This window comes from Mangrovimicrobium sediminis (assembly GCF_004745945.1).
GTDB lineage: Bacteria > Pseudomonadota > Gammaproteobacteria > Pseudomonadales > Halieaceae > Mangrovimicrobium > Mangrovimicrobium sediminis.
In genome coordinates this window covers 182,816-202,190 of sequence record NZ_SRLE01000012.1, presented here as the reverse complement: position 1 = coordinate 202,190, position 19,375 = coordinate 182,816, and the positions used below count along the sequence as shown (strand labels likewise).

The 19,375-nt window shown below is 68.6% G+C and carries 18 protein-coding genes; 8 read left to right on the top strand and 10 right to left on the bottom strand.

What is annotated here, in order from left to right; all coding sequences use genetic code 11:
- Positions 1–568: 568 nt before the first annotated feature.
- Positions 569–991, bottom strand: coding sequence for a c-type cytochrome (locus E4634_RS17190; protein ID WP_135445892.1), 423 nt, complete (start codon positions 989–991; stop codon positions 569–571).
- A gap of 159 nt (positions 992–1,150) precedes the next feature.
- On the opposite strand from E4634_RS17190, the gene E4634_RS17185 reads away from it, so the two are divergent.
- Positions 1,151–1,780: a glutathione S-transferase family protein gene (locus E4634_RS17185; RefSeq protein WP_135445891.1), complete on the top strand. Its 630-nt coding sequence runs from the start codon at positions 1,151–1,153 to the stop codon at positions 1,778–1,780.
- A 37-nt stretch (positions 1,781–1,817) separates the two neighbouring features.
- Here E4634_RS17185 and E4634_RS17180 read toward each other — a convergent pair whose 3' ends face one another.
- Genes E4634_RS17180 through E4634_RS17160 form a run of 5 tightly spaced genes read right to left on the bottom strand, consistent with a single transcriptional unit; the run spans position 1,818 to position 7,008 of the window.
- The gene (locus tag E4634_RS17180) at positions 1,818–3,077 is read right to left on the bottom strand and encodes a hypothetical protein (RefSeq protein ID WP_135445890.1); all 1,260 of its coding nucleotides are present in this window, start codon (positions 3,075–3,077) and stop codon (positions 1,818–1,820) included.
- The gene (locus E4634_RS17175) at positions 3,074–3,781 is read right to left on the bottom strand and encodes an ABC transporter ATP-binding protein (protein ID WP_135445889.1); all 708 of its coding nucleotides are present in this window, start codon (positions 3,779–3,781) and stop codon (positions 3,074–3,076) included. Before E4634_RS17175 ends, E4634_RS17180 begins: the two co-directional genes overlap by 4 nt.
- 10 nt (positions 3,782–3,791) lie before the next feature.
- Positions 3,792–5,030: an ABC transporter permease gene (locus E4634_RS17170; protein ID WP_135445888.1), complete on the bottom strand. Its 1,239-nt coding sequence runs from the start codon at positions 5,028–5,030 to the stop codon at positions 3,792–3,794.
- Complete coding sequence (locus E4634_RS17165; RefSeq protein WP_135445887.1) at positions 5,027–6,259, bottom strand: ABC transporter permease; 1,233 nt, start codon at positions 6,257–6,259, stop codon at positions 5,027–5,029. The genes E4634_RS17170 and E4634_RS17165 overlap by 4 nt, the downstream gene beginning before the upstream one ends.
- On the bottom strand, positions 6,256–7,008 hold the full coding sequence (locus tag E4634_RS17160; RefSeq protein ID WP_135445886.1) for an outer membrane lipoprotein-sorting protein: 753 nt from the start codon (positions 7,006–7,008) through the stop codon (positions 6,256–6,258). Before E4634_RS17160 ends, E4634_RS17165 begins: the two co-directional genes overlap by 4 nt.
- Before the next feature lie 150 nt (positions 7,009–7,158).
- Here E4634_RS17160 and E4634_RS17155 point away from each other — a divergent pair, with 150 nt between their 5' ends.
- The 3 genes from E4634_RS17155 to E4634_RS17145 all read left to right on the top strand — a co-directional run bounded on the left by E4634_RS17155 (position 7,159) and on the right by E4634_RS17145 (position 9,973).
- Positions 7,159–8,259: a DUF3080 family protein gene (locus tag E4634_RS17155; RefSeq protein WP_135445885.1), complete on the top strand. Its 1,101-nt coding sequence runs from the start codon at positions 7,159–7,161 to the stop codon at positions 8,257–8,259.
- 100 nt (positions 8,260–8,359) lie between these two features.
- Positions 8,360–8,977: a DUF4136 domain-containing protein gene (locus tag E4634_RS17150; protein ID WP_135445884.1), complete on the top strand. Its 618-nt coding sequence runs from the start codon at positions 8,360–8,362 to the stop codon at positions 8,975–8,977.
- 54 nt (positions 8,978–9,031) lie between these two features.
- Complete coding sequence (locus E4634_RS17145) at positions 9,032–9,973, top strand: diacylglycerol/lipid kinase family protein (protein WP_167854958.1); 942 nt, start codon at positions 9,032–9,034, stop codon at positions 9,971–9,973.
- On the opposite strand, the gene E4634_RS17140 is transcribed toward E4634_RS17145, so the two are convergent.
- On the bottom strand, positions 9,970–11,652 hold the full coding sequence (locus E4634_RS17140; RefSeq protein WP_135445882.1) for a glycoside hydrolase family 3 N-terminal domain-containing protein: 1,683 nt from the start codon (positions 11,650–11,652) through the stop codon (positions 9,970–9,972). The two genes, E4634_RS17145 and E4634_RS17140, sit on opposite strands and share 4 nt — an antisense overlap.
- A gap of 185 nt (positions 11,653–11,837) precedes the next feature.
- Between E4634_RS17140 and murA the strand changes: the two genes are divergently transcribed.
- The gene (gene murA / locus E4634_RS17135) at positions 11,838–13,091 is read left to right on the top strand and encodes a UDP-N-acetylglucosamine 1-carboxyvinyltransferase (RefSeq protein ID WP_135445881.1); all 1,254 of its coding nucleotides are present in this window, start codon (positions 11,838–11,840) and stop codon (positions 13,089–13,091) included.
- Positions 13,092–13,247: 156 nt separating this feature from the next.
- Positions 13,248–14,063, top strand: coding sequence for an SDR family oxidoreductase (locus E4634_RS17130; protein WP_135445880.1), 816 nt, complete (start codon positions 13,248–13,250; stop codon positions 14,061–14,063).
- A gap of 15 nt (positions 14,064–14,078) precedes the next feature.
- Here E4634_RS17130 and E4634_RS17125 read toward each other — a convergent pair whose 3' ends face one another.
- Entirely contained in the window at positions 14,079–14,609 is a 531-nt protein-coding gene (locus tag E4634_RS17125) for a VOC family protein (RefSeq protein ID WP_167854957.1), read from the bottom strand.
- Between the two features lie 430 nt (positions 14,610–15,039).
- Between E4634_RS17125 and E4634_RS17120 the strand changes: the two genes are divergently transcribed.
- On the top strand, positions 15,040–16,254 hold the full coding sequence (locus E4634_RS17120) for a cytochrome P450 (RefSeq protein ID WP_135445878.1): 1,215 nt from the start codon (positions 15,040–15,042) through the stop codon (positions 16,252–16,254).
- Between the two features lie 28 nt (positions 16,255–16,282).
- On the opposite strand, the gene E4634_RS17115 is transcribed toward E4634_RS17120, so the two are convergent.
- Together E4634_RS17115 and E4634_RS17110 are read right to left on the bottom strand one after the other, a co-directional pair.
- Complete coding sequence (locus tag E4634_RS17115; protein WP_135445877.1) at positions 16,283–17,197, bottom strand: VOC family protein; 915 nt, start codon at positions 17,195–17,197, stop codon at positions 16,283–16,285.
- An 8-nt stretch (positions 17,198–17,205) separates the two neighbouring features.
- Entirely contained in the window at positions 17,206–17,826 is a 621-nt protein-coding gene (locus E4634_RS17110) for a TetR/AcrR family transcriptional regulator (RefSeq protein ID WP_167854956.1), read from the bottom strand.
- Positions 17,827–18,204: 378 nt separating this feature from the next.
- Between E4634_RS17110 and doeB2 the strand changes: the two genes are divergently transcribed.
- Positions 18,205–19,365 carry a N(2)-acetyl-L-2,4-diaminobutanoate deacetylase DoeB2 gene (gene doeB2, locus E4634_RS17105; protein WP_135445875.1) on the top strand — a complete coding sequence of 387 codons (1,161 nt, stop codon included), beginning with the start codon at positions 18,205–18,207 and terminating at the stop codon, positions 19,363–19,365.
- Positions 19,366–19,375 lie beyond the last annotated feature (10 nt).

Sequence of the window (19,375 nt, the reverse complement as noted above, 5' to 3'; positions counted from 1 at the left end):
ACGAGCTCAGTTCGCCACTGACGGACTGGCAGCATGCCTGTTGTCCGCTCCAGTCTGGCGCCGCTCCGCGGTGCCCTCAGTCGGTCGGGAGCCTTAAAGCGCTGCGCTGTCTCCCGCCTCTCCCTCGGCGCCAGACGTGATTTCCGCGGCCAACAGCCGTGCTGCCAGTCCTCGCATTGCGCGAGCCGCGATGCCTGAGGTTCGAGCCGCAAGTGCCGGGAGACGGGCGGGCGGAGCGCTCGCAAAAGACGCGCCGAGGAAGTGGAGCGAGACAGCTCGCTGGCTCGCGACCGACCGAGGGCACCCCGGAGGGGCGCGTTCTTGAGAGCGCTCTGCCCGCGGGTCTCCCGGCAACCCTCGAAGCCCCCCGGACTCGGCAGGCGATCACCGCTTGGGTCGAACCGGCAAGAGGCAGGTGCGGGCGTGGTAAGCCCCCGCCGCGACTGAGCTTTTGGAGCGACGGGGGCTTACCACACCCGCGCCTGCCGGCCAGCCACCCCCCAAACGCCAGGCCAAAAAAAACCGCGCCACCCAAAAGTGACGCGGCCCTATTCCAGCGCAGAGCGAGTTACTGGCTGTTCTCGACCATGTAGTCGACCGCCGCCATAACCTCCTCGTCGGAGCAGGTCATGCAGCCGCCCTTGGCGATCATGCCAGTGCCGGCCACACCGTTAATACCGCTGTCGTGCAGCACGTCCATGCCCTTGGCAATACGCGCAGCCCAGGCGCCGGCGTCGCCCAGTTTGGGAGCGCCGGCCGCGCCAGTGCCGTGGCAGGCGAAACAGGCGCCGTTGTAGACGTCTTCGCCCGAGCGCGGGCCGCTGGCGGCGGAGGCCGCGGCGCCGCCACAGGAGGTGTCGCCCTGCAGGCAGACTTCGCCGACCGGCTTGATGCGCGACTCGATGTCGGAGCGCTGTGCGTCGGTCAGTTCAACGGCGGCGGCGCTGAACGCCAGGGCCATCGCCGCGAGGGTGAATGCGATACGGGTCATCACTTGAAATCCTCTGAAAGTTCGGCGCGCATTATAGCCACTTCTGCCGGTCGGGAAAACTCGCCGCGCGGGCCGGCGGTGGCAAGGGCCGGGCAATCGCGAGTATTCTGTGTCGGCCTCACACGTCCAACAATCATACCAGCCAGCCGGAGCCCGAGCATGAAACTGTATACCTTCGACCCCGCCCCCAACCCCGCGCGCCTGACCATGTTCATGGCCTACAAGGGCATCGAGATCGAGACCGAGCAGGTCAACCTGATGGAGGGCGCCCACTTCAAGGACGAGTATCGCGCCCTGGTGCCGGCCATGACCGTGCCCGCACTGGTGCTGGACGACGGCACGGTGATGTCCGAGGTCATCGGCATCTGCGTCTACCTCGAGGCGCTGTACCCGGAAAAGCCCCTGCTCGGCAGCACCCCGCAGGAAAAAGGCCAGGTCATCAGCTGGGACCACCGCCTGTTCAACGAGGTGCTGGTAGCCATCGCCGAGATCCTGCGCAACACCAGCCCGGCGTTCAAGGACCGCGGCCTGCCCGGGCCGCTGGACGTGGCGCAGCTGCCGGAACTGGCCGAGCGCGGCCGCTTCCGCCTGGCCGAGGCCTGGAAGGAGCTGGACGCCACGCTGGCCGGGCGCCAGTGGCTGGCGGGAGACAACTTCAGCTTCGCCGACATCGACATGGTCGCCTGCGAGAGCTTCTCTGGCTGGGTCAAGGAAAAGCCGCCGGAGAGCCTGGCCAACCTGCACGGCTACCTGGCCCGCGCCCGCGCCGAACTGGGTATCGCCGAATAGACGCGGCCTGAAGAAAGCCCACAAACCGCCGCCCGGTTCAGAAATACCAGGCGAGCTGCACGAAGCCGGAGGGGCCCACCGCCAGGGTGCGCTCCTCCACCCCCGTCTCCAGCCCCCCGTACTCGCTGCCGCTGCCGCCCAGCGGCAGGTTCAGCGCCCCCAGCACCTGCCAGTTCTGGCCCGCGTCCCACTGCAGCACCGCCTGGGCCAGGGCCGACTGGTCGCCGAGATTGCAGAACAGGTTGGTGCTCAGGTTGAGCAGCGGGTGCAGTTCCACCAACAGGGAACCCGCAGCGTAGTGCCGGCCGATGGTGAACAGCTCGCCGCGGGCCAGGCGCTCGCGCAGTTGCATGGCGCGGCTATCCCCGGGTCCGTCGAGCAGCAGCTCGCCGTAATCGTCCTCGTCCAGGCCGAAGCCGTTGTAGAAGTACTCGGCGATGGCGCTGACATTGCGCCCGCCCCACACCCAGGACCAGGTCCAGTCCGCCACCAGGCTGGCGGTCCAGCCATTGTCGCTGTCGCTCAGCACCAGGTCGCCGCGCAGTACCGCGTCGCCGATGTTGGCCAGGCCGCCCGCGGCGACAATAGCCTGGTCGTAGTGCTGCGCCAGCAGCAGGTCGTACTCACGCTCGGCGCCGAAATGGTGGAACTTGATCGCGCTGGAGCTGACCTCGCCGCTGCGGCTGCCACTGGCATCGCGCCGCTGCACGTTGACGAATTGCCAGTCGTGGCCGGCGTCCAGCAGGTACTGGGCGTAGAGCATGTCGTCGCCGAGCTTGTACTCGGTGTCCACCGCGGCGGGGTCGAAGGGGTTTAAGAAATCCAGCGGCGTGTAGATGAGGCCGTTGCCCCAGCTCACCGCCTGGCGGCCGAAGCGCAGCACGGTTTTTTCGCCGCTCCAGGCGATATTCAGCCGGTCCAGGCGCTGCACCACGGCGGTGTCGTCGCGCTCGCGCAGGGTGTCGGTGAGGTCCCACCAGCGCGTCGCATCGTCCGGCAGGCCGCCGGGCGGGGCCAGTGCCGCGGGCGCGCTGTCCACCAGCGCCAGGGTATCGCCGTGGCGCGCCAGCAACTGGTAGTGGGCCTCCACGCCGAGGCCGCCACTGCCGCCGGCGAAACGCAGGCGCAGGGCGCCGCCGCTGTCCAGCGCACGCTTGCCGAGCTCCTCGCGCCACAGGCTGTCGTCGGGGAAGTGGGTGTCCTGCAGGTTCAGCTTGGTGTGCCCGCCGTCAAACAGCGGCAGCGCCAGCGCCGGTGCGCTGGCCAGCAGCAGCAACCAGCAGGCGGCCCGCCTCATTCGTGGGCCATGCGTTGCGGGGTCTGTGCCTCGTCGGCGACCACGCGGCCGTCGAGCATGCGCACCAGCCGCCGCGCGTAGCCCATCACCCCCGGGTCGTGGGTGGCGATGACAAAGGTCACCCCGCGCTCGCCGTTGAGCTGTTCGAACAGGTCCATCAGGTGGGCGGAGCTGTGCGAGTCGAGGTTGGCGGTGGGCTCGTCCGCCAGCACCAGGTCCGGCCCGCTGGCCACCGCGCGGGCCACCGCGACGCGCTGCTGCTGTCCGCCGGAGAGCTGCGCCGGGCGGCGCTCCTCCAGGCCGGCCAGCCCCACGGCGGCGAGCATCTCGTCCGCTACCGCGCGCCGGCGTGCGGCGGACAGACCCTGGACCTGCATGACAAACTCGACGTTCTCGCGGGCGGTGAGCACCGGGATCAGGTTGTAGGCCTGGAACACGAAGCCGATACGGCGCAGGCGCAGCTCCGCCAACTCGGCCCGCGACAGGCTGCCCAGGCGCTGCCCGCCCACGGTGATCTCGCCGCCGTCCGGGGTATCCAGGGCACCGATCGCGTTGAGCAGGGTGGTCTTGCCGGAACCGGAGGGGCCGGACAGGCACAGGAACTCCCCGGGCTGGATTTCCAGGCTGACATGGTCGAGACCGGTAATCAGCGCATCGCCCTGGTGAAAGGTCCGGCACACGGCCTCGCAAACCACTGCACTCATTTATGCCTCCTCATACCTGGTTGATCGCCTGCACCGGGTCCAACCGCGCCGCCCGCCACGCCGGCAGCAGGCTGGCCAGCACCCCCAGCAACACCACGACCGCGGTGGAGAACAGCATGTCGCTCCAGGCCAGCGCCGGGTACAGCGTGGTGCCCAGGCCCATCATGGCCATGCCCTCGGCGACAATTGAAAGATCGATACCCCGCTCCAGCGGCTTGATGGTCAGCCAGGCGGCGAGGTTGCCGGCGACGAGGCTCAATAATAGAAGGTACAGGCTCTCCAGCAGGAGCAGTCGCAGGATCGCCCCGGGGCGCATGCCCAGGGCCTGCATCAGGCCGATCTCGCGCACCCGCTCGAATACCGCCATGGCCAGCGTGTTGACCAGGCCGAAGGAGAGCACGGCGAATATCACCACCATGAAGATCAGGCTGAAGCCGTCCTGCACGCGCAGCATGGTGCCGAGATAGGGGTCCAGCTCGCGCCAGGTTTTTACTTCCAGTTGCGGGCCCGCGGCGCTCACCAGCGCCGGCGCCCAGCGCGCAGTGTGGCGGTAGTCCCCGGCGCTCGCGGCGACCTCGGAAATCTCGTCGCCGATGTTCAGCAGCGCCTGCAACGGCTGCCGCCCGGTGTAGGCGTACAACTCCTCGGTGCCCTCCAGGCGCGCGCGAAACAGCCCGACCACGCGCATGCCGCGGTCGGCCACGTTGTTCTGTGGGTCCTGCGACATGATGACCACGCGCTTGCCCAGGCCGGTGTCGAGCTTGCGCGCCAGCGCGGCGCCGAGCACGATGCCATCGTCCCCGGGGCCTTCGAGAAAACGTCCCTCGCTGATCTCGTCGGCGTGCGGCGCCGAACCCAGGGCGCGCTCGCTGGCCGGGTCCACGCCGAGCAGGGTCACTCCGCGGCTCTCGCGCTCGCTGGCGATCATCGCTGGCACCCGCACCCGCGCGCTCCAGGCCTGCACCGGCGGCTGTTGCAGGGCGCTCAACAATGCGCCCTGCGGCCAGGCCATGCTGTTGGCGACACTCGGGTCGTCGCGGTAGCCCGGCGCGTGCACCTGCACCTCGCCGGGCAGGGTGCGCAGGCCGTTGCGCACCATCTGGTCGGTCATGCCGCGCATCAGCGCCGACATGAAAATCATCGCCCACACGCCGATCGATATCGCCGCCAGCATGATCAGCGTGCGCCGGTGATTGCGCCACAGGTTGCGCCAGGCCAGCCGCGCGCTCACCGCCAGCGCGCCGCTCATCGGGCCGCCCGCATTGCGCTGACCGGCGCCAGTCGGAACAGGCTCAGGGCCGGGTAGATCGCCGCCAGCAGGCAGAACACGAACACCACCAGCGGCCCCCAGGTGAGGGCCACCACGCTGAACTCCGGGTAGATACGCCCGGCCATGTTGAAGCGCGCCGCCAGTTCCTCCATGCCCGGGTAGGTGAAGCCGGCAACGCTCAGGTAGGCCACCAGTAGCGCGCCGCAGAGCAGGCCGAGGGCCAGCCCCAGCAGCGAGAGCAACATAGTCTCCATGGCGACCAGCCGCGCCAGCCGGCCCGGCCCCAGGCCCAGCGCCAGCATGACGCCGAATTCATGGGTGCGCTCCATCACCGACATCAACTGCGTATTGAGCACGCTGAAGGCGACCAGCAGGATGAGCACCGCATACATGAACCAGGCGCTGGCCATGTCCGACTGGATCGCCTGGCGCAGGCCCGGTTGCAGGGCGTCCCAGTCCAGCACCGCCAGGTTTTCCTCGGCGGGGAGCAGGCCGCGGGTTGTCGCCACCGCCGCCTGCACCTGCTCCAGGTGAGCCATACGCACCACTACCGCGTGGCCGGCCTCGCCCATGGCGAACACGTCCTGGAACCAGGCCAACGGGACCTGTGCCATGCCGCGGTCCACCTCGGGGATGCCGCTGTCGAGGATGCCGACCACGGTGGCGATACCGGCGGCGATGGAACCGTCGCGCCCGCTGCCGATGAAGGTGAGTGCATCGCCCGGCGCCACGCGCAGGTTGCGAGCCAGTACCGCGCCGACGACGATCGCGTCGCTGTCATCCGGCTGCAGGTAGCGGCCCTGCGCGACCAGGCCGGGCAGGCTGGAGACCAGCGGCTCGTAGGCGGGCTGCACCCCGGTGATCTGGATGCCGAAGGAACGCTCCTCAGATGAAGCCAGGGCAAAGGCCTGGCCGCGCGCGGCGACACCCACCGCGTCCAGTTGCCCGCGCATCTCCTCCGCCAACGCCGTCACCTGCGGCACCGTGTCGCGCAGGCGCTGGTCGGCGCGGTAGTCGGCCTGCTGCACCTGCAGGTGACCGCTGAACAGGGCCAGGCTGTTGTCGATCATCACCTGGTAGGAACCCAGTTGCAGAGAAATAAGAAACACCAGCAGCACGTTGCAGAACAGCATCGCGCCCACCGTCAGCCAGGTGCGCCGGCGGTGGCGCCACAGGTTGCGCCAGGCCAGCACCCAGGTGAGATTCACCGGCGCGGGTTCCGCAGGCTGGAAAGCGTGAACAGGCCCTCGGGCAGTTCCAGGTCGAACTCCACCTCGGCGGTGACCACCTCGGTCCACTCCTGCGGCTTGTCCGCCTGCTGCATGCGCAGCCGGCTGGCCACCTCGCGCCCGCCCATGCTGCTGATCTCCTGCGCCTTGAGGGTCTTCACCAGTTCACCGTCCTGGTCCCAGAACTGCTGCTCCAGCAGCACCCAGTCGTCGCGGATGACCAGGACCTCTTTGCCCCACACCACCGGCGCATCCTCGTGCGGTATGGACTCGATGACCCAGGCACGGTGGCCGTCGAGTTCGCGGGTCTCCAGGAGGCGGTGGTCGTACTCGTCGATGATCGCGGTGTCCTTGCTGATGTCGCGGTTGGAAAAGTCCGAGCCCATCCAGTTCTGGCTCATCAGCGAGGACGGCACCTTGATCACGCGGTTGATCTTCGGCGTGAAGGTCCACATGTTGCCCTCCAGCGTCAGCGTGCCGTTGCCGGCATCGCGCGCCGGCGCCACCACGCGCACCAGGCTCTCGTCGTCGCCGCGACTCCAGGCGCGCATACTCATGCTGCGCTCCCAGTCGGGGCGGTGGATGGTCATGGTCAGTTCGGAGAAGGAGGTCTGCCCGCGGTAGTGGTCCATCGCGCGGCGAATGATGTCGCGGGCGCTGGCGGGGTCGTCGGCCTGCGCCAGGCCGGCCAGCAGGGCGAGGACGAAGGCGGTGACGAGGCGCGGCATGTGACTCTCCTGTGGGTTCCCGGCCCGGTAGGCACCGCAGCAGTGTAAACACTGGACGCGCGCGGTGCGAGCGCGCTGCCTGCAGTGAGCGCATGCGCACCACGTAAAATGATGCGGCGCAGGCCGGGCGATATACGTTATAAGAGGCATATGCATCACAGCAGCCGCAACTGGGCCAGCACGCAAACCCCGCGCACAGGGCGAACCTGGCGCGCGCACCGCCCGTGGCTGCCGTGGCTGTGCCTGGCTGGCCTCGGCCTGTTGCTGACGGCCTGCAGCAGTGGCCCCGACCAGCCGCTACATACCTACCTGCAGCGCCTGTCGCGGACGCTGGACCTGCCGGCGCCGGCAGCGCCCGAGCCACGGCTCATTCCGCGCCTGCCGCGCAGCGGGCAAATGCGCCTGGAAGTCACCGGGGATCGCCTCGGCGGCCTGGACTTCCTCGACCTGCACGGCTGCGAACTGCAGGTCACCGTCGGCAAGCGCAACAGCTCCCTGGGCCGCCTGGCGCGCGATTCCCAGCTGCTACTGCTGGAACTGGAATACCTGCGCCTGGCCCCGGCATGCATCGACCAGTTGCGCGCGGAAGGTGAGGTAGCCCTCGCCGAGACCCTGGCAACAGCCTGGGAACACAAGCGCACACAGCTGCCGGCGCGCATCTTCAACGCCACCCTGGCCGGCGAGGAGTACCGCACCCTGTGGCGGCCGCAACCGGCGACCACCGCCTACCCCGACAACACCGCGGGCGCGGTGATCGACGCACTCGCAGCCGTGGATGCACTCGCCGCGCGCTGGCTGGCCGGCGACTATCGCGCCGACAACCGGGGCTTCGAACTGCTGCTGTCGGAGATTGCGCGCGGCGACGGCGGCCAGTTGTGGAGCGCGCTGGCCAGCCAGGCGGACTGGCTGGCCCTGGCCGACGCGCAACTGGCCGAGCGCGCGGCACAGGGACCATTGTGCGCACCGCGCTACCGCCACGCGGCGGCGGATATCCTGCCCAATGTGGTACGGCGGTTTTTCATCGACGCGGTACAGCCGCGCGCGGCGGCGCTCGGTCGCCGCTACCACCAGTTGCTGCCGCCGCAGCAGGCGCTGGAGGCACGGCTGGCGCAGGTGCTGCCGGACAACTACCAGCGCTGGCGCAGCCTGCGCGAGCAGCAGTTGCCGCAACTCGCAGCGGCGCCGCGCCGGCATGTCGATGCCCTGCAGGCACTGCTCGCCGACTGCGGCGGGCCAGCCCCCGAGCGCTAGCGCCAATCGCCCCGTGCAAAGCGTGAGTTGCAGTGTCACTGCCGACAAAATTCGCTACACTAGACGCGCGACCCATACCCATAATCCCCGGGAGACGCCGATGATCCGCGCCCTGCGCAACCTGTCCCGCAGCCTTGTCCTGATCAGCGCCGTTGCGCTGCTCGCCGCCTGTGCCAGCACGCCGACGCCGGTGGTCGACTACAAGCCGGACTACGATTTCAGCGGCGTAAAGAACATCGGCTTCCTCGACGAGTCCGGTAAGGTAAGCGGCGATAACCCGCTGCTGCTCAGCGACATGCAGATAGATCGCATCGACAGCGCACTGGCAAACGAACTGGGCAACAAGGGCTTCACCATCGTGCAGGACGCACAGCAGGCCGACCTGCTGCTCAGCTGGCACCTGGCCACCCAGAACAAGACCGACGTCAACACCTACGAGACTCCGGCCATGGGCGTCGGCTACGGCAGCTACGGCCGTTACAACCGCTACAGCATGTACAGTTGCTGGAACTGCACCAACACGGAAGTCCAGGTGCGCAATTACACCGAGGGAACGTTCATCGTCGACATGATCGACCCGCGGCAGGACAAGAGCGTCTGGCGCAGCGTGACCCAGACCAAACTCAAGGGCAAGCGCGGCGAAGACCCGGCTGACTACACCGCCGCAGCCGCGGTGGTGCTCGGCGGCTTCCCACCGGGTCTGCTACCGGCGCAGTAGCACCGCGGGCGCCACCCGCCAAACGTGTCAGCCGCTTGCGGCGCGAGGAACCCGGTGAAACTGACGCTGATACTCAAGGGCAACATCACCCGCCGCGGGCACTTTGAAAAGTCGCTGGCCACCCTGCGCAACGCCCTGCCGGGCGCCTACATCTCCCTGCTCGAAACCCGCCGCGCCGGCCAGGCCGTCGAACTCGCGGCGCGCGCCTGCGTGGAGAGCGACTACCTGATCGCGGTGGGTGGCGACGGCACCGTCAACGAGGTGGTCAACGGCTGCCTGCGCGCGCAGGAGCAGTCGCCGGCGATCACCCTGCCGGCGCTGGGCATCCTCGCCTACGGCAGCGCCAACGACCTGGCCCGCTCGCTGGGCCTGCGCGGCGAAGTCGGCGAACTGATTCACCTGCTGCTGAGCCAGTCCACCGCGCGCATCGACGCCGGCCGCCTGTACTACACCGACGCCGACGGCACACAGGCACAGCGCTATTTCCTCAACGCCGCGGATATCGGCGTGGGCGCGCGCACCGTGGAATACCTGAACCGGCGCCCGCGCCTGCTCGGCAGCAACCTGCACTACCTGCGCTCGGTGTTGAGCACCCTGGCGACCTACCGCCCGCAGGAAGTCCACGCGGTTTCCGACCACGGCCTGGACTGGTGCGGCAAGTCGCTGGCGGTGGTCGCCGCCAACGGTCGCTACCTGGGCTCCGGCCTGTGCGTAGCCCCCGGCGCGCGCCTGGACGACGGCCTGCTGGCGATTACCCTGGTGGGCGAGGCGGACGCGGCGGATTTCCTGCGCAACCTGGGCTACCTGCGTCGCGGCGAGCTACTCAACCACCCGGCAGCCCACTACCATCACGCCGCGCGACTGGAGATCGAGCACGGCGGCCAGCCGGTGCCGGTGGAAGTCGACGGTGAATTTCTCGGCCACACCCCCGCCTGCGTGGAAGTGATTCCGGCTGCGGTGGAGATCCTGCACCCGGGCCTGGAAGCGTCCGCCTAGGGCGCCGGCAGTTTGACCGGCAGGCAGCCGCGCGCCGCGAGACGTCCGACCAACACTTCTGCCAGCGCGCCAAAAGCCGGCCCGGGCGCACCACCCCAGCCCACTGCAGCCCCGTCGTAACTGGCCAGCACGGTCTCTGCACAGTCGAAGAACGTCGGCGCCGGGTAGGGTGAGCCCAGCATCAGCACCGTACGCCGCACTCCTGTCGCGTCCTCCAGCAGCGCCCGGCACAGGCTGGTCGGGGCAGCCGAGCGCTGCACGAGCGTATCCTCGGCGCCGCCTGCGACCACCGCGCTGGGCGCCGGCTCACTGATGCCGACAATATAGTGCTGCGCCGCGCGCGCCAGCTCCCGCTCGCGTTCGATATCCAGCCGGTCCAGGGATTGCGAGCTGATCACCAGCGCGGGCTGCACCAGGGTCAGCGCCCGGGCCATGGCGCGGGCGCTCGCCGCGTCGGGCATGAGCAGGTGGACACGGGTGCCTGGCGCCAACGGTACCGGCGTGCCATGCAGGCAGGTGATGCTCAGCTCGGCGAGGTGTTTTTCCAGGTGGCGGTGGGACAGCACGCCGACCCCACCCGGCTTGCCGACTGCCGCTGCCGGGTACGCCGCCTGCAGCGCGGCCACCCGCGCCGCGCTGGCGCGCATCTCGGCCTCGTCCAGCTCGCCGGCGCGCACCCGCCCGGCAATGTAGTCCACCAGCGCCTCGAGCCTGTCCAGTCCGGCCGGGTCGCGCGCCCGCAGCGGCATCAGGGCGATATCCACCCCGGCGCGGAAGCATTCGAGCACCGCCGCCTCCGGTGCGAGCAGCTCGCTGATCGCCGCCATGTCCAGGGCGTCGGAAATCACCACGCCGCGATACCCCATCTGCGTCCGCAGCAGGTCGGTGATGATCGCCCGCGACAGGGTCGCCGGGCGCACCACGTCGCTGCCGGGCAGGGTGCTGGCGTCGAGTGCGGGGTATTGGATGTGGGCGCTCATCAGCGTCGCCGGGCGGGCGCTGGCGAACACGCTGGCGAAGGGCGCCAGGTCGATGCGCCCAGCCTCTTCGCGCGAGCGGTCCACCCGCGGCAGGCCGGTGTGGCTATCCTCGCAGGTATCGCCGTGGCCGGGGAAGTGTTTGACACAGGCAGCGACCCCCGCGGTCTGCATCGCCGTCACCAGGGCGCCGCCGAGCCGGGCGACCAGCGCCGGGTCGTCGCCGAAGGAGCGCACGTGGATGACCGGGTTGAGCGGGTTGCTGTTGACGTCGAGGCAGGGAGCGAAATTCAGGTTGAAGCCCAGCGCGCGCAACTCCTCGGCCTGGGCGGTGGCGAACTGCCCGGCAATGCTGCTGCGCTCCGGCTCCGGGCAGGCGGCCAGGGCCATGGCGCCGGTAAAGCTGGTGCAGGCCTCGCGCGGCAGCCGGGTGACGCGACCGCCCTCCTGGTCGACGCCGACCAGCAGCCCGGAGGAGAGCTCGCGCAGTTCCGCGATCAGCTCGCGGGCCTGGCCAATGTCCACCAGGTTCTCGCGAAACAGGATCACCCCGCCGGGCTGCAGGCGCGCCAGGCCAGCGGCCAGCGATGGCGGGATCACCCGCACCGGCTGCGCGGCGCCGTGCTCCGCATAGCGGCGGATGTCCGGCATCAGGCGCAGCGCGATACAGCGCTCCAGGCTGGGTTGCGGCGAATCTGGCATGCGAAGCGATGCTCCCGCGGTAGTTGCATCGCACCTTAACGCCTCAACCGGCCACAGGGGAAGCCGGCGCAGTCACTATTCCGCTGACCGCCCCCAACTGCTACCCTAGCGCCCTTTTCCACCGCCCGGCCTGCGCCTGGCGCCACGTCCAGCCCGGCCCGTGCCGGGGCAATACGGAGCACTCCTTGGATTCCATCATCGTCCGCGGCGGTCACCGCCTGAACGGCACCGTCGCCACCAGTGGCTCGAAAAACGCGGCCCTGCCGGTGCTGTTCGCCTCCCTGCTGGCGGACGGCGAGCACCGCTTCGACAACGTGCCCTACCTGCGCGACATCCACTCCACCCAGGAACTGCTGGGCTCCCTCGGCGCCCACAGCCGGCGCGAGGGGGATACCCTGGTGGTGCAGGTGGGCGCGCCCGAGGCGCACGTGGCCGACTACGAGATGGTGCGCAAGATGCGCGCCAGCATCCTCTGCCTGGGCCCGCTGCTGGCGCGCTACGGCGAGGCGCGGGTGAGCCTGCCCGGCGGCTGCGCCATCGGCTCGCGGCCTATCGACCTGCACATCGAGACCATGCGCAAACTGGGGGCGGAAGTCTCCAGCGACGGCGGCTACGTGGTGGCCCGCGCGCAGCGCCTGGAGGGCGCGGACATCCTGTTCGAGAAGGTCACCGTCGGCGGTACCGAGAACGCGCTGATGGCGGCCAGCCTGGCGCGCGGTACCACGGTGATCGAGAACGCGGCCAAGGAACCGGAAGTGGTGGACCTCGCCTGCTACCTGCGCGCCATGGGCGCGAAGATCAGCGGCGAGGGCAGCAGCGTGATCACCGTCGAGGGCGTGGACGAGCTGCACCCGGCCCACCACCGCGTGGTACCCGACCGCATCGAGGCCGGCACCCTGCTGCTGGCCGGCGCCATCACCGGCGGGCACGTCACCGTGAGCGACTGCGTGCCCCACCACCTGCAGTCCCTGGTCGACAAGCTGCGCGATGCGGGCTTCCGCATCGACATGGGCGAGGACAGCATCACCGTGCAGGGCACCGACGGCTGGGAGGCGGTGGATATCGCCACCATGCCCTACCCGGGCTTCCCCACCGACCTGCAGGCCCAGTTCATGGCGCTGATGACCCAGGCCCGCGGCACCGCGGTGATCACCGAGCACATCTTCGAGAACCGCTTCATGCACGTGCAGGAACTGGCGCGCCTGGGCGCCGACATCACGCCCATGACCCAGGTCGCGGTGGTGCGTGGCGGCCGCCGCAAGCTGGGCGGCGCGCCGGTCATGGCCACCGACCTGCGCGCCAGCGCCTGCCTGGTGCTGGCCGGCCTGGTCGCCGAGGGCGAGACCCACATCAGCCGCATCTACCACCTGGACCGCGGCTACGAGCACCTGGAAGAGAAGCTCGCCGGACTGGGTGCGGACATCGAGCGCGCGCACTGACGCCCGGGAAATAAGCAGTAAATAAAACGCAGACAACAAGGCACAGGGACTAACACCCAGGAATCAGGGTCCAGGAATCGGCGACCAGGAATCGGTGAACAGAAATCGGGGCCCGGGAACTGGCGCGGTCCCGGGCCGACAGGTGGAGCAGGCAATATGCGAGGCAGTGTCATCATCACCGGCGGCGCGGGGGGCATGGGCCTGGCCTGTGCGCAGCGCATGGGCCGCGACCACCGGGTATTCATCGCCGACATGCAGGCGCCGCGCCTGCAACAGGCGGCGGCTGAACTGGCGGCGCAGGGTATTGCCTGCGACACAGCGCAATGCGATATCACCGACCGCGCGGCGGTCGAGGCACTGGTCGCACAGGCGGTGGCCGCAGGGCCGCTGGTGGCGGTCATCCACACCGCCGGACTGAGTCCGCAGATGGCCGACCCCGAGGCGATCCTGCGAGTCAACGCGCTGGGTACGGTGAACATCACCGAGACCTGCCTGGCGCAGGCGCAGTCCGGCTTCGTCCTGGTCAACATCGCCTCCATGGCCGCCCACATGATCCCGGGCTGGCTGGCGCCGTTGAAAACCTACCGCCTGGCCAGCAGCGACCCGCTGCGCTTCCTGAAAAAGACCGCGGCGCGCTGCCGCTTGATCCCGAAGGATTTCTACCGCCGCGGTATGGCCTATTCGCTGAGCAAGCACTTCGTGATCTGGTACAGCCGGCACATGGCGGGTGAATTCGGCGCGCGCGGCGCGCGCATCCTGTCGGTCTCCCCCGGCACCTTCGATACCGAGATGGGCCGCCTGGAGGAGAAAAGCGGTTCCATGCAGTTACTGGAGGACGCCGCCCTTAAACGCCCGGGCCGGCCCGAGGAGATCGCCGCGCTGATCGCCTTCTGTGCCAGCGACGAGGCCAGCTACCTGACCGGGACCGATATCCTCTGTGATGGCGGTGCGGTGGCGGGTCGGGAAGGCTGAAGGCTTCCTGGAGGCTCAACCCAGGCGGCGCACGAGGTCCGTGCCGTCCCAGCTGTCGGCGGCCTCGCGAAACTGGCGGAATACCGCTTCCTTGAGGGGGTTCGCGGTGATCAGCTCAGTCATGAAGCCGAGCGTCGCGGTGGTATCCAGCCAGCACACCGGCGCCCCCTTCATCAGCCCGCTGAAAGCCACCTCGGTGCCGGCGTCCCGGTACCAGGCGAGGTCGGCATCGAAGTCGTGGGTATAGGTCGACATGTGGTGCAGGCCGCTGCGGCCGGCGGGGACCACGTCACGGAAGATTGAATGCCCCTCCTCCAACTGGCTCACCAGTTCGATCTGCAGGTGCCCGGCCTGGGCGATGGCGGCATGGAATTTCACCGGTTGCCAGGGCTCGCCGCGGTAGACCGGATTGTCGTAGACCACGTCGTCGAAGTAGAAAAACGGCCCGATACCCGCCTGTCGCGCCCACAGGTGTATCGCTTTCTCGAGGTCGGGCACGACCCAGCAGGCCTGCATGTAGTCGCGGCTCGGCAATCGGGTCGCCATGGCAGTCACCTCCTTAAGCTTACAGGTTGTAGGTTTCAGGTCCGGGTCGCAGGTGTCCATGCCGGCGCGGCGTGCGCCCCGGCGTCGCGACAAATCCACCCCCTGTTATAGCTGCCAGAGCGACCAGCGTCTGGGCATTTCGCGCCCGGCCCTGTGCCCGGCCCGACCGCGGTGACGGAAACTGTCGACATGGCGACGCGCGGCGTCGAGAAACGGTAGCGGTGGCCCGCGCTAAAATCAGCGGGCATCACGGAGGCCCCATGACGACAACAACGACAAGCATCCAGCCCGGGACAACGGCGGCGAACGCCACCGGTCGCGACCAGCGCCCGGCACCCCGCGCCTGCGCAAGCAACACGAGCGGCTGGCCTGTCGCGGCATTCGGGCCGGGCGGCGAATACGACCGGGCCCTGCACGCGGGGCTGTGTCCATGACCATAGCCATCGGCGATCTGCAGCTACCCGAACTCCCCATCGACCGCGCGGAGTTCGCCCTCGACCCACAGCGCTTCCTCGAGCCCGCCCGCGAGCAGCATCCCTGGCTGGCGCGCTTCAGCAAGGGCTTCGTGGTGCACGGCCACCAGGCGGCTCGTGACCTGCTGTTCCAGGATGACAAGATGGGCCCGCACTTCGCCGGCCTGGTGGAACACTTCGGCGCCGAGAACACCGGCTGGGCGCGTTTCATGATCGAGCAGATGGCGACCATCTCCGGCCCGCGCCACGACCGCCTGCGCGCCAGCGTCGCCACCGCCTTCACCCCGCGTCGCGCCAACCAGACGCGGCCGCTGATGCGCCAGGTGATCACCGCGCTGCTCGACGAATGGGCACCGCGCGGCCGTTTCGATTTCGCCGAGTTCGCCTCGTACTTCCCCATTACCGTCATGTGCGGCCTGCTCGGTGTGTCGGCGGAGCCGGTGCGCGGCATCCGCGCGGCGCTGGACGCGCAGATGTCCTGCATGACCCTGGATCGCGACCTGCTGCCGACCATCCTCGAGGCCTTCGAACTGCTGTGGAATTTCGCCGACTCGGTGATCGTGGAGCGCGAGGCCAGCGGCGAAGTGGACGAGGACTCGCTGCTCGACGCACTGATCGCCTCGAAGAACAACGGCGGGCTGAACGAGAACGAGCTGCGCGACCTGCTGATCTCCATGCTGCTGGCCGGCTACGACACCTCGAAGAATGAACTCACCATGACCATGTACCACCTGCTGCAGCATCCACAGATGCTCGAGCGCTGCGCGCAGGACGCGGCCTACTGTCGCAAGGTCATCGACGAGGGTTTCCGCCACAGCTCGGTAGTCTCGCCCAGCCGCACGCTGGACACCGCACTGGACTACGACGGCATCCACATGCCCGCGGGTACCTACCTGTGCTTCGCGCTGCCCATGACCGGCCGCGACCCGGCGGCCTTCCCCGACCCGCTGCGCTTCGACCCGGACCGCAGCGGCGGCGCGCGCCCCATTCCCTTCGGCCGCGGCACGCACATCTGCCTCGGCCAGTACCTGGCGCGGGCGCAACTCGAAGAGGGCATACACCTGATCGCGCAGCGCCTGGTCGCGCCGCAGCTGGATGGCGAAGTGACCTGGCGGCCGTTCCTCGCCGTGTGGGGCATCCAGGAACTGCCTATCGCATTCACCCCGGCCTGAGCGCCCGGGTGCCCACAGCGGGGCGCGCTCAGCCGAAGAACGGCTCGCGCGCCTCCAGCCCCAGCGCCGCGTCCATGCCCTCGGGCAGGACGCAGAACTCCACCTCGCGCTCGGCAGCGTTGACGTAGGCGGCGAGCAGCTCGCCGGTATCGAAAATGCGCTCGGGTTCCACACCGCCGACGCGCAAGCGCCCTATGGCCGCGCGCACATCCGCCGTCTGCCGTGAACCCAGCGCCACGTTGAAGAAGCCCTGGTCCGAAGCGCGGTGATCCGCGCGCCGCGGCTGCCCCTGCGGCGCCAGGTAGTGCACGACCTCCAGCAGCACCTGCCCGGTATCCACCAGGAAGCCCTCGCGCCGGGCGCCGGGCAATCCCCACAGCGTCTCGTCCTCCGTGCGGTGCAACAGCTCCAGCGGCAACAACGGAAAACCCAGAATCTCGTGGTAGTAGCGGCGCGCGCCATCGAGGTCGGATACGGAACTGGTGGCATACAGCAGTTCGGGGCCGTCACCTCCCTGCGCTTCGCGTACCTCGATACAACACCCCACCCACGGATCGCGAAAGGCGCAGCGACGCAGTCCGTCCGGACCTACCGCCTGGCCGCTCAGCGCCAGGCCATTGCTGTCGATCGCGGCCAGGGTCGTGTCGTAATCCGCCACCGCCACGCCGAAACGCACCCAGCCGAGGTCGCACGGCCGCCAATTCTCGGGCAGCGGACGCTGCGCCGGCCGGCTGTGCTGGAACAACTCGAGCTGGAAGAAATCCTGCGCGCCGACCAGCCACCACATGATGGCGCGGCTGTCCGGCGCCAGGCCCTGGATGCGGATGGTCTCGCCCCACAGGGCCTGGCCGCCGGCATTGCGAAAACCGAAGGCTTCGGCGTACAGGCGCAGCGAGGCGGCCATGTCGAGGGTGCTGAGACCGAACTGGACGAGCGAGAGCATGGGGCAACCTAAGGTTTGCTGTTGGCCGCTGCGAGTTGCCCCACGAGGAACTCGAGCAATTGCGAGCGGCGGCGTGCGGGCGGGGGCGGGAATTGCGCCAGGCCACGCAGGGTGCATTGCGCGCAGCCAACCTGTAGGTCCACGAGACCGGATTGCTGCCATTCCGGGATCACCTGGCGAGTCAGATCAACCAGAAGTGCGTCGGCTTCCTTCTCTGCTTTGTGCAGTAAATCACCAAGCCAGGCATCCGTACGCGCCGCGGCCAGCAACTCCAGGTACGCCACCTGAGCGGGCGTCAGCAGGCCAGCCCACAGGCTTTCCACCCAGATTTCGACACGCGTCTGCATCGGACTATCCTGGCGCGCCTGCAATACCTCATGCAATTCCCGGTGCGCCGCGAGCCGCTGCACGTGCAGGTACGCGACCAGGGCCTCGATCACCAGATTGCGCGAGGGGAAATGGTGCATCATCGCCCCCCGGGATACCTGCGCCTGCTCGGCAATCATGGATGTCGTCGTCTGGCTGTAGCCGCGCTCTGCCAGGCACTCCGCCGCGGCTTCGAGAATCGCCCCGCGGGTCAGGGCGCTCTTCTCCGCCTGCCATCCATCCCCCTTGCGCGGTTTGCGCACTGCCTGTTTTCTCGCGGCTCGCCCCGTCAATGCCACAATCCCTGGCCTCCCACCAACAACCGAACTTTCTGCGTTTCAATGATCTTATCGTCTCCCGAAAACAAGAACCAGAAAAACCAGTTGAAATGCTTTTTTCCATACATCGTCTCCTGTGCGCCCCCCGTTCAATACCTCGCCTCGCTCTCGTCTCAGCAACAAATTTCCCAGTTTTTCCGGACGAAAAAGGTGTCGCCAGATACGACGTCGACGACAGGCTCACCGGTGATCCCAGACCCGGCGACACCCTTGAATCGGTCGACCTCACGGTTGTAATCCGCGGCCGATCCCTCTAGGGTGGTCGTCTGCAACAACATTTATGCCACGGAGCACACGTAATTCATGCAGGCGACCTGGTCGACTCTCCTCGACGAAGCCCTGACATTCCGACACCAACTGCACCGCCAGCCGGAACTCACCTGGCAGGAGGCGCACACTGCGAGACTCATCCGCGAGGCGCTGACCCGGCTCGATATTCCCTGGCGGCCCTGCGCCAAATACGGCACTGTCGCCACCCTGGCCGCGGACGCCAAAGGCGAGCACATCGCCCTGCGCGGTGACATCGACGCCCTGCCCATCCTTGAAGCCACCGACCTCAGCTACCGCTCGGAACACGCAGGCTGCATGCACGCCTGCGGCCACGACGGCCACACCGCGGCGCTGTGGGCCACCGGCGCCTGGCTGAAATCCTGCGAGGCGCAACTGCCCGGCCCGGTCTCCCTGCTGTTCCAGCCGGCGGAGGAAGGCGGCCATGGCGCGCGCGAGATGATCGCCGATGGCGCGCTGGAGGGTATTGACTGCATCTACGGCTGGCACAACTGGCCGGCGATTCCCTTCGGCAAGGCGGTGTGCCCGGACGGCGCAGTGATGTCCGGCAACGGCACCTTCGAGATCACCGTGCGCGGCCGCGGCGGGCACGCCAGCCAGCCCGAGCTGTGCAGCAACCCGGTGACCGCGGCGGCGGCCATCGTCGTCAACCTGCAGCAGATCATCAGCCACCGGGTCGCGCCCCAGGACGCCGGCGTGGTCGCCATTACCAGTATCGACGCCCCCAGCGGTCCGACCATCATCCCGGACACCGCGCGCCTGGCCGGCGGCATCCGCCTGGCCCGCCCGGGCATGCGCGCGGAGTTCGACCGCCTGATCCGGCAGATCAGCAAGGACACCGCGCGCACCTACGGCGTCGAGGCCGAGGTGGATATCCAACCGCGCTACGAGGCGACCATCAATCATCCGGGCCCGGCGCAGCGCTTCCGCGAAGGCCTGGCGGCGGAATTCGGTGACGACTGGCGCATGGCCGAACTGGCGCTGCCGATCATGGCCTCCGAGGACTTCAGCTATTACCTGGACGCCATCCCCGGCGCCTTCGCCCTGATCGGCATGGCCCAGGACGGCTGTTTCGACATTCCGTGCCACAGCCCGCGTTACCAGTTCAACGACGCGCTGATCGCACCCGTGGTACGCACATTTTCACGACTGGTCGGGGTCTCCCCGCCCGGCTGACACGACGCGG

What these genes read in the sequence shown, in the direction of transcription:
- E4634_RS17160 (WP_135445886.1), bottom strand. Translation starts at nt 7,008, where the DNA reads ATGCCGCGCCTCGTCACCGCCTTCGTCCTCGCCCTGCTGGCCGGCCTG.
- E4634_RS17170 (WP_135445888.1), bottom strand. Translation starts at nt 5,030, where the DNA reads ATGAGCGGCGCGCTGGCGGTGAGCGCGCGGCTGGCCTGGCGCAACCTG.
- E4634_RS17190 (WP_135445892.1), bottom strand. Translation starts at nt 991, where the DNA reads ATGACCCGTATCGCATTCACCCTCGCGGCGATGGCCCTGGCGTTCAGC.
- E4634_RS17150 (WP_135445884.1), top strand. Translation starts at nt 8,360, where the DNA reads ATGATCCGCGCCCTGCGCAACCTGTCCCGCAGCCTTGTCCTGATCAGC.
- E4634_RS17130 (WP_135445880.1), top strand. Translation starts at nt 13,248, where the DNA reads ATGCGAGGCAGTGTCATCATCACCGGCGGCGCGGGGGGCATGGGCCTG.
- E4634_RS17115 (WP_135445877.1), bottom strand. Translation starts at nt 17,197, where the DNA reads ATGCTCTCGCTCGTCCAGTTCGGTCTCAGCACCCTCGACATGGCCGCC.
- E4634_RS17155 (WP_135445885.1), top strand. Translation starts at nt 7,159, where the DNA reads ATGCATCACAGCAGCCGCAACTGGGCCAGCACGCAAACCCCGCGCACA.
- E4634_RS17140 (WP_135445882.1), bottom strand. Translation starts at nt 11,652, where the DNA reads ATGCCAGATTCGCCGCAACCCAGCCTGGAGCGCTGTATCGCGCTGCGC.
- E4634_RS17125 (WP_167854957.1), bottom strand. Translation starts at nt 14,609, where the DNA reads ATGGCGACCCGATTGCCGAGCCGCGACTACATGCAGGCCTGCTGGGTC.
- doeB2 (WP_135445875.1), top strand. Translation starts at nt 18,205, where the DNA reads ATGCAGGCGACCTGGTCGACTCTCCTCGACGAAGCCCTGACATTCCGA.
- E4634_RS17185 (WP_135445891.1), top strand. Translation starts at nt 1,151, where the DNA reads ATGAAACTGTATACCTTCGACCCCGCCCCCAACCCCGCGCGCCTGACC.
- E4634_RS17180 (WP_135445890.1), bottom strand. Translation starts at nt 3,077, where the DNA reads ATGAGGCGGGCCGCCTGCTGGTTGCTGCTGCTGGCCAGCGCACCGGCG.
- E4634_RS17175 (WP_135445889.1), bottom strand. Translation starts at nt 3,781, where the DNA reads ATGAGTGCAGTGGTTTGCGAGGCCGTGTGCCGGACCTTTCACCAGGGC.
- E4634_RS17120 (WP_135445878.1), top strand. Translation starts at nt 15,040, where the DNA reads ATGACCATAGCCATCGGCGATCTGCAGCTACCCGAACTCCCCATCGAC.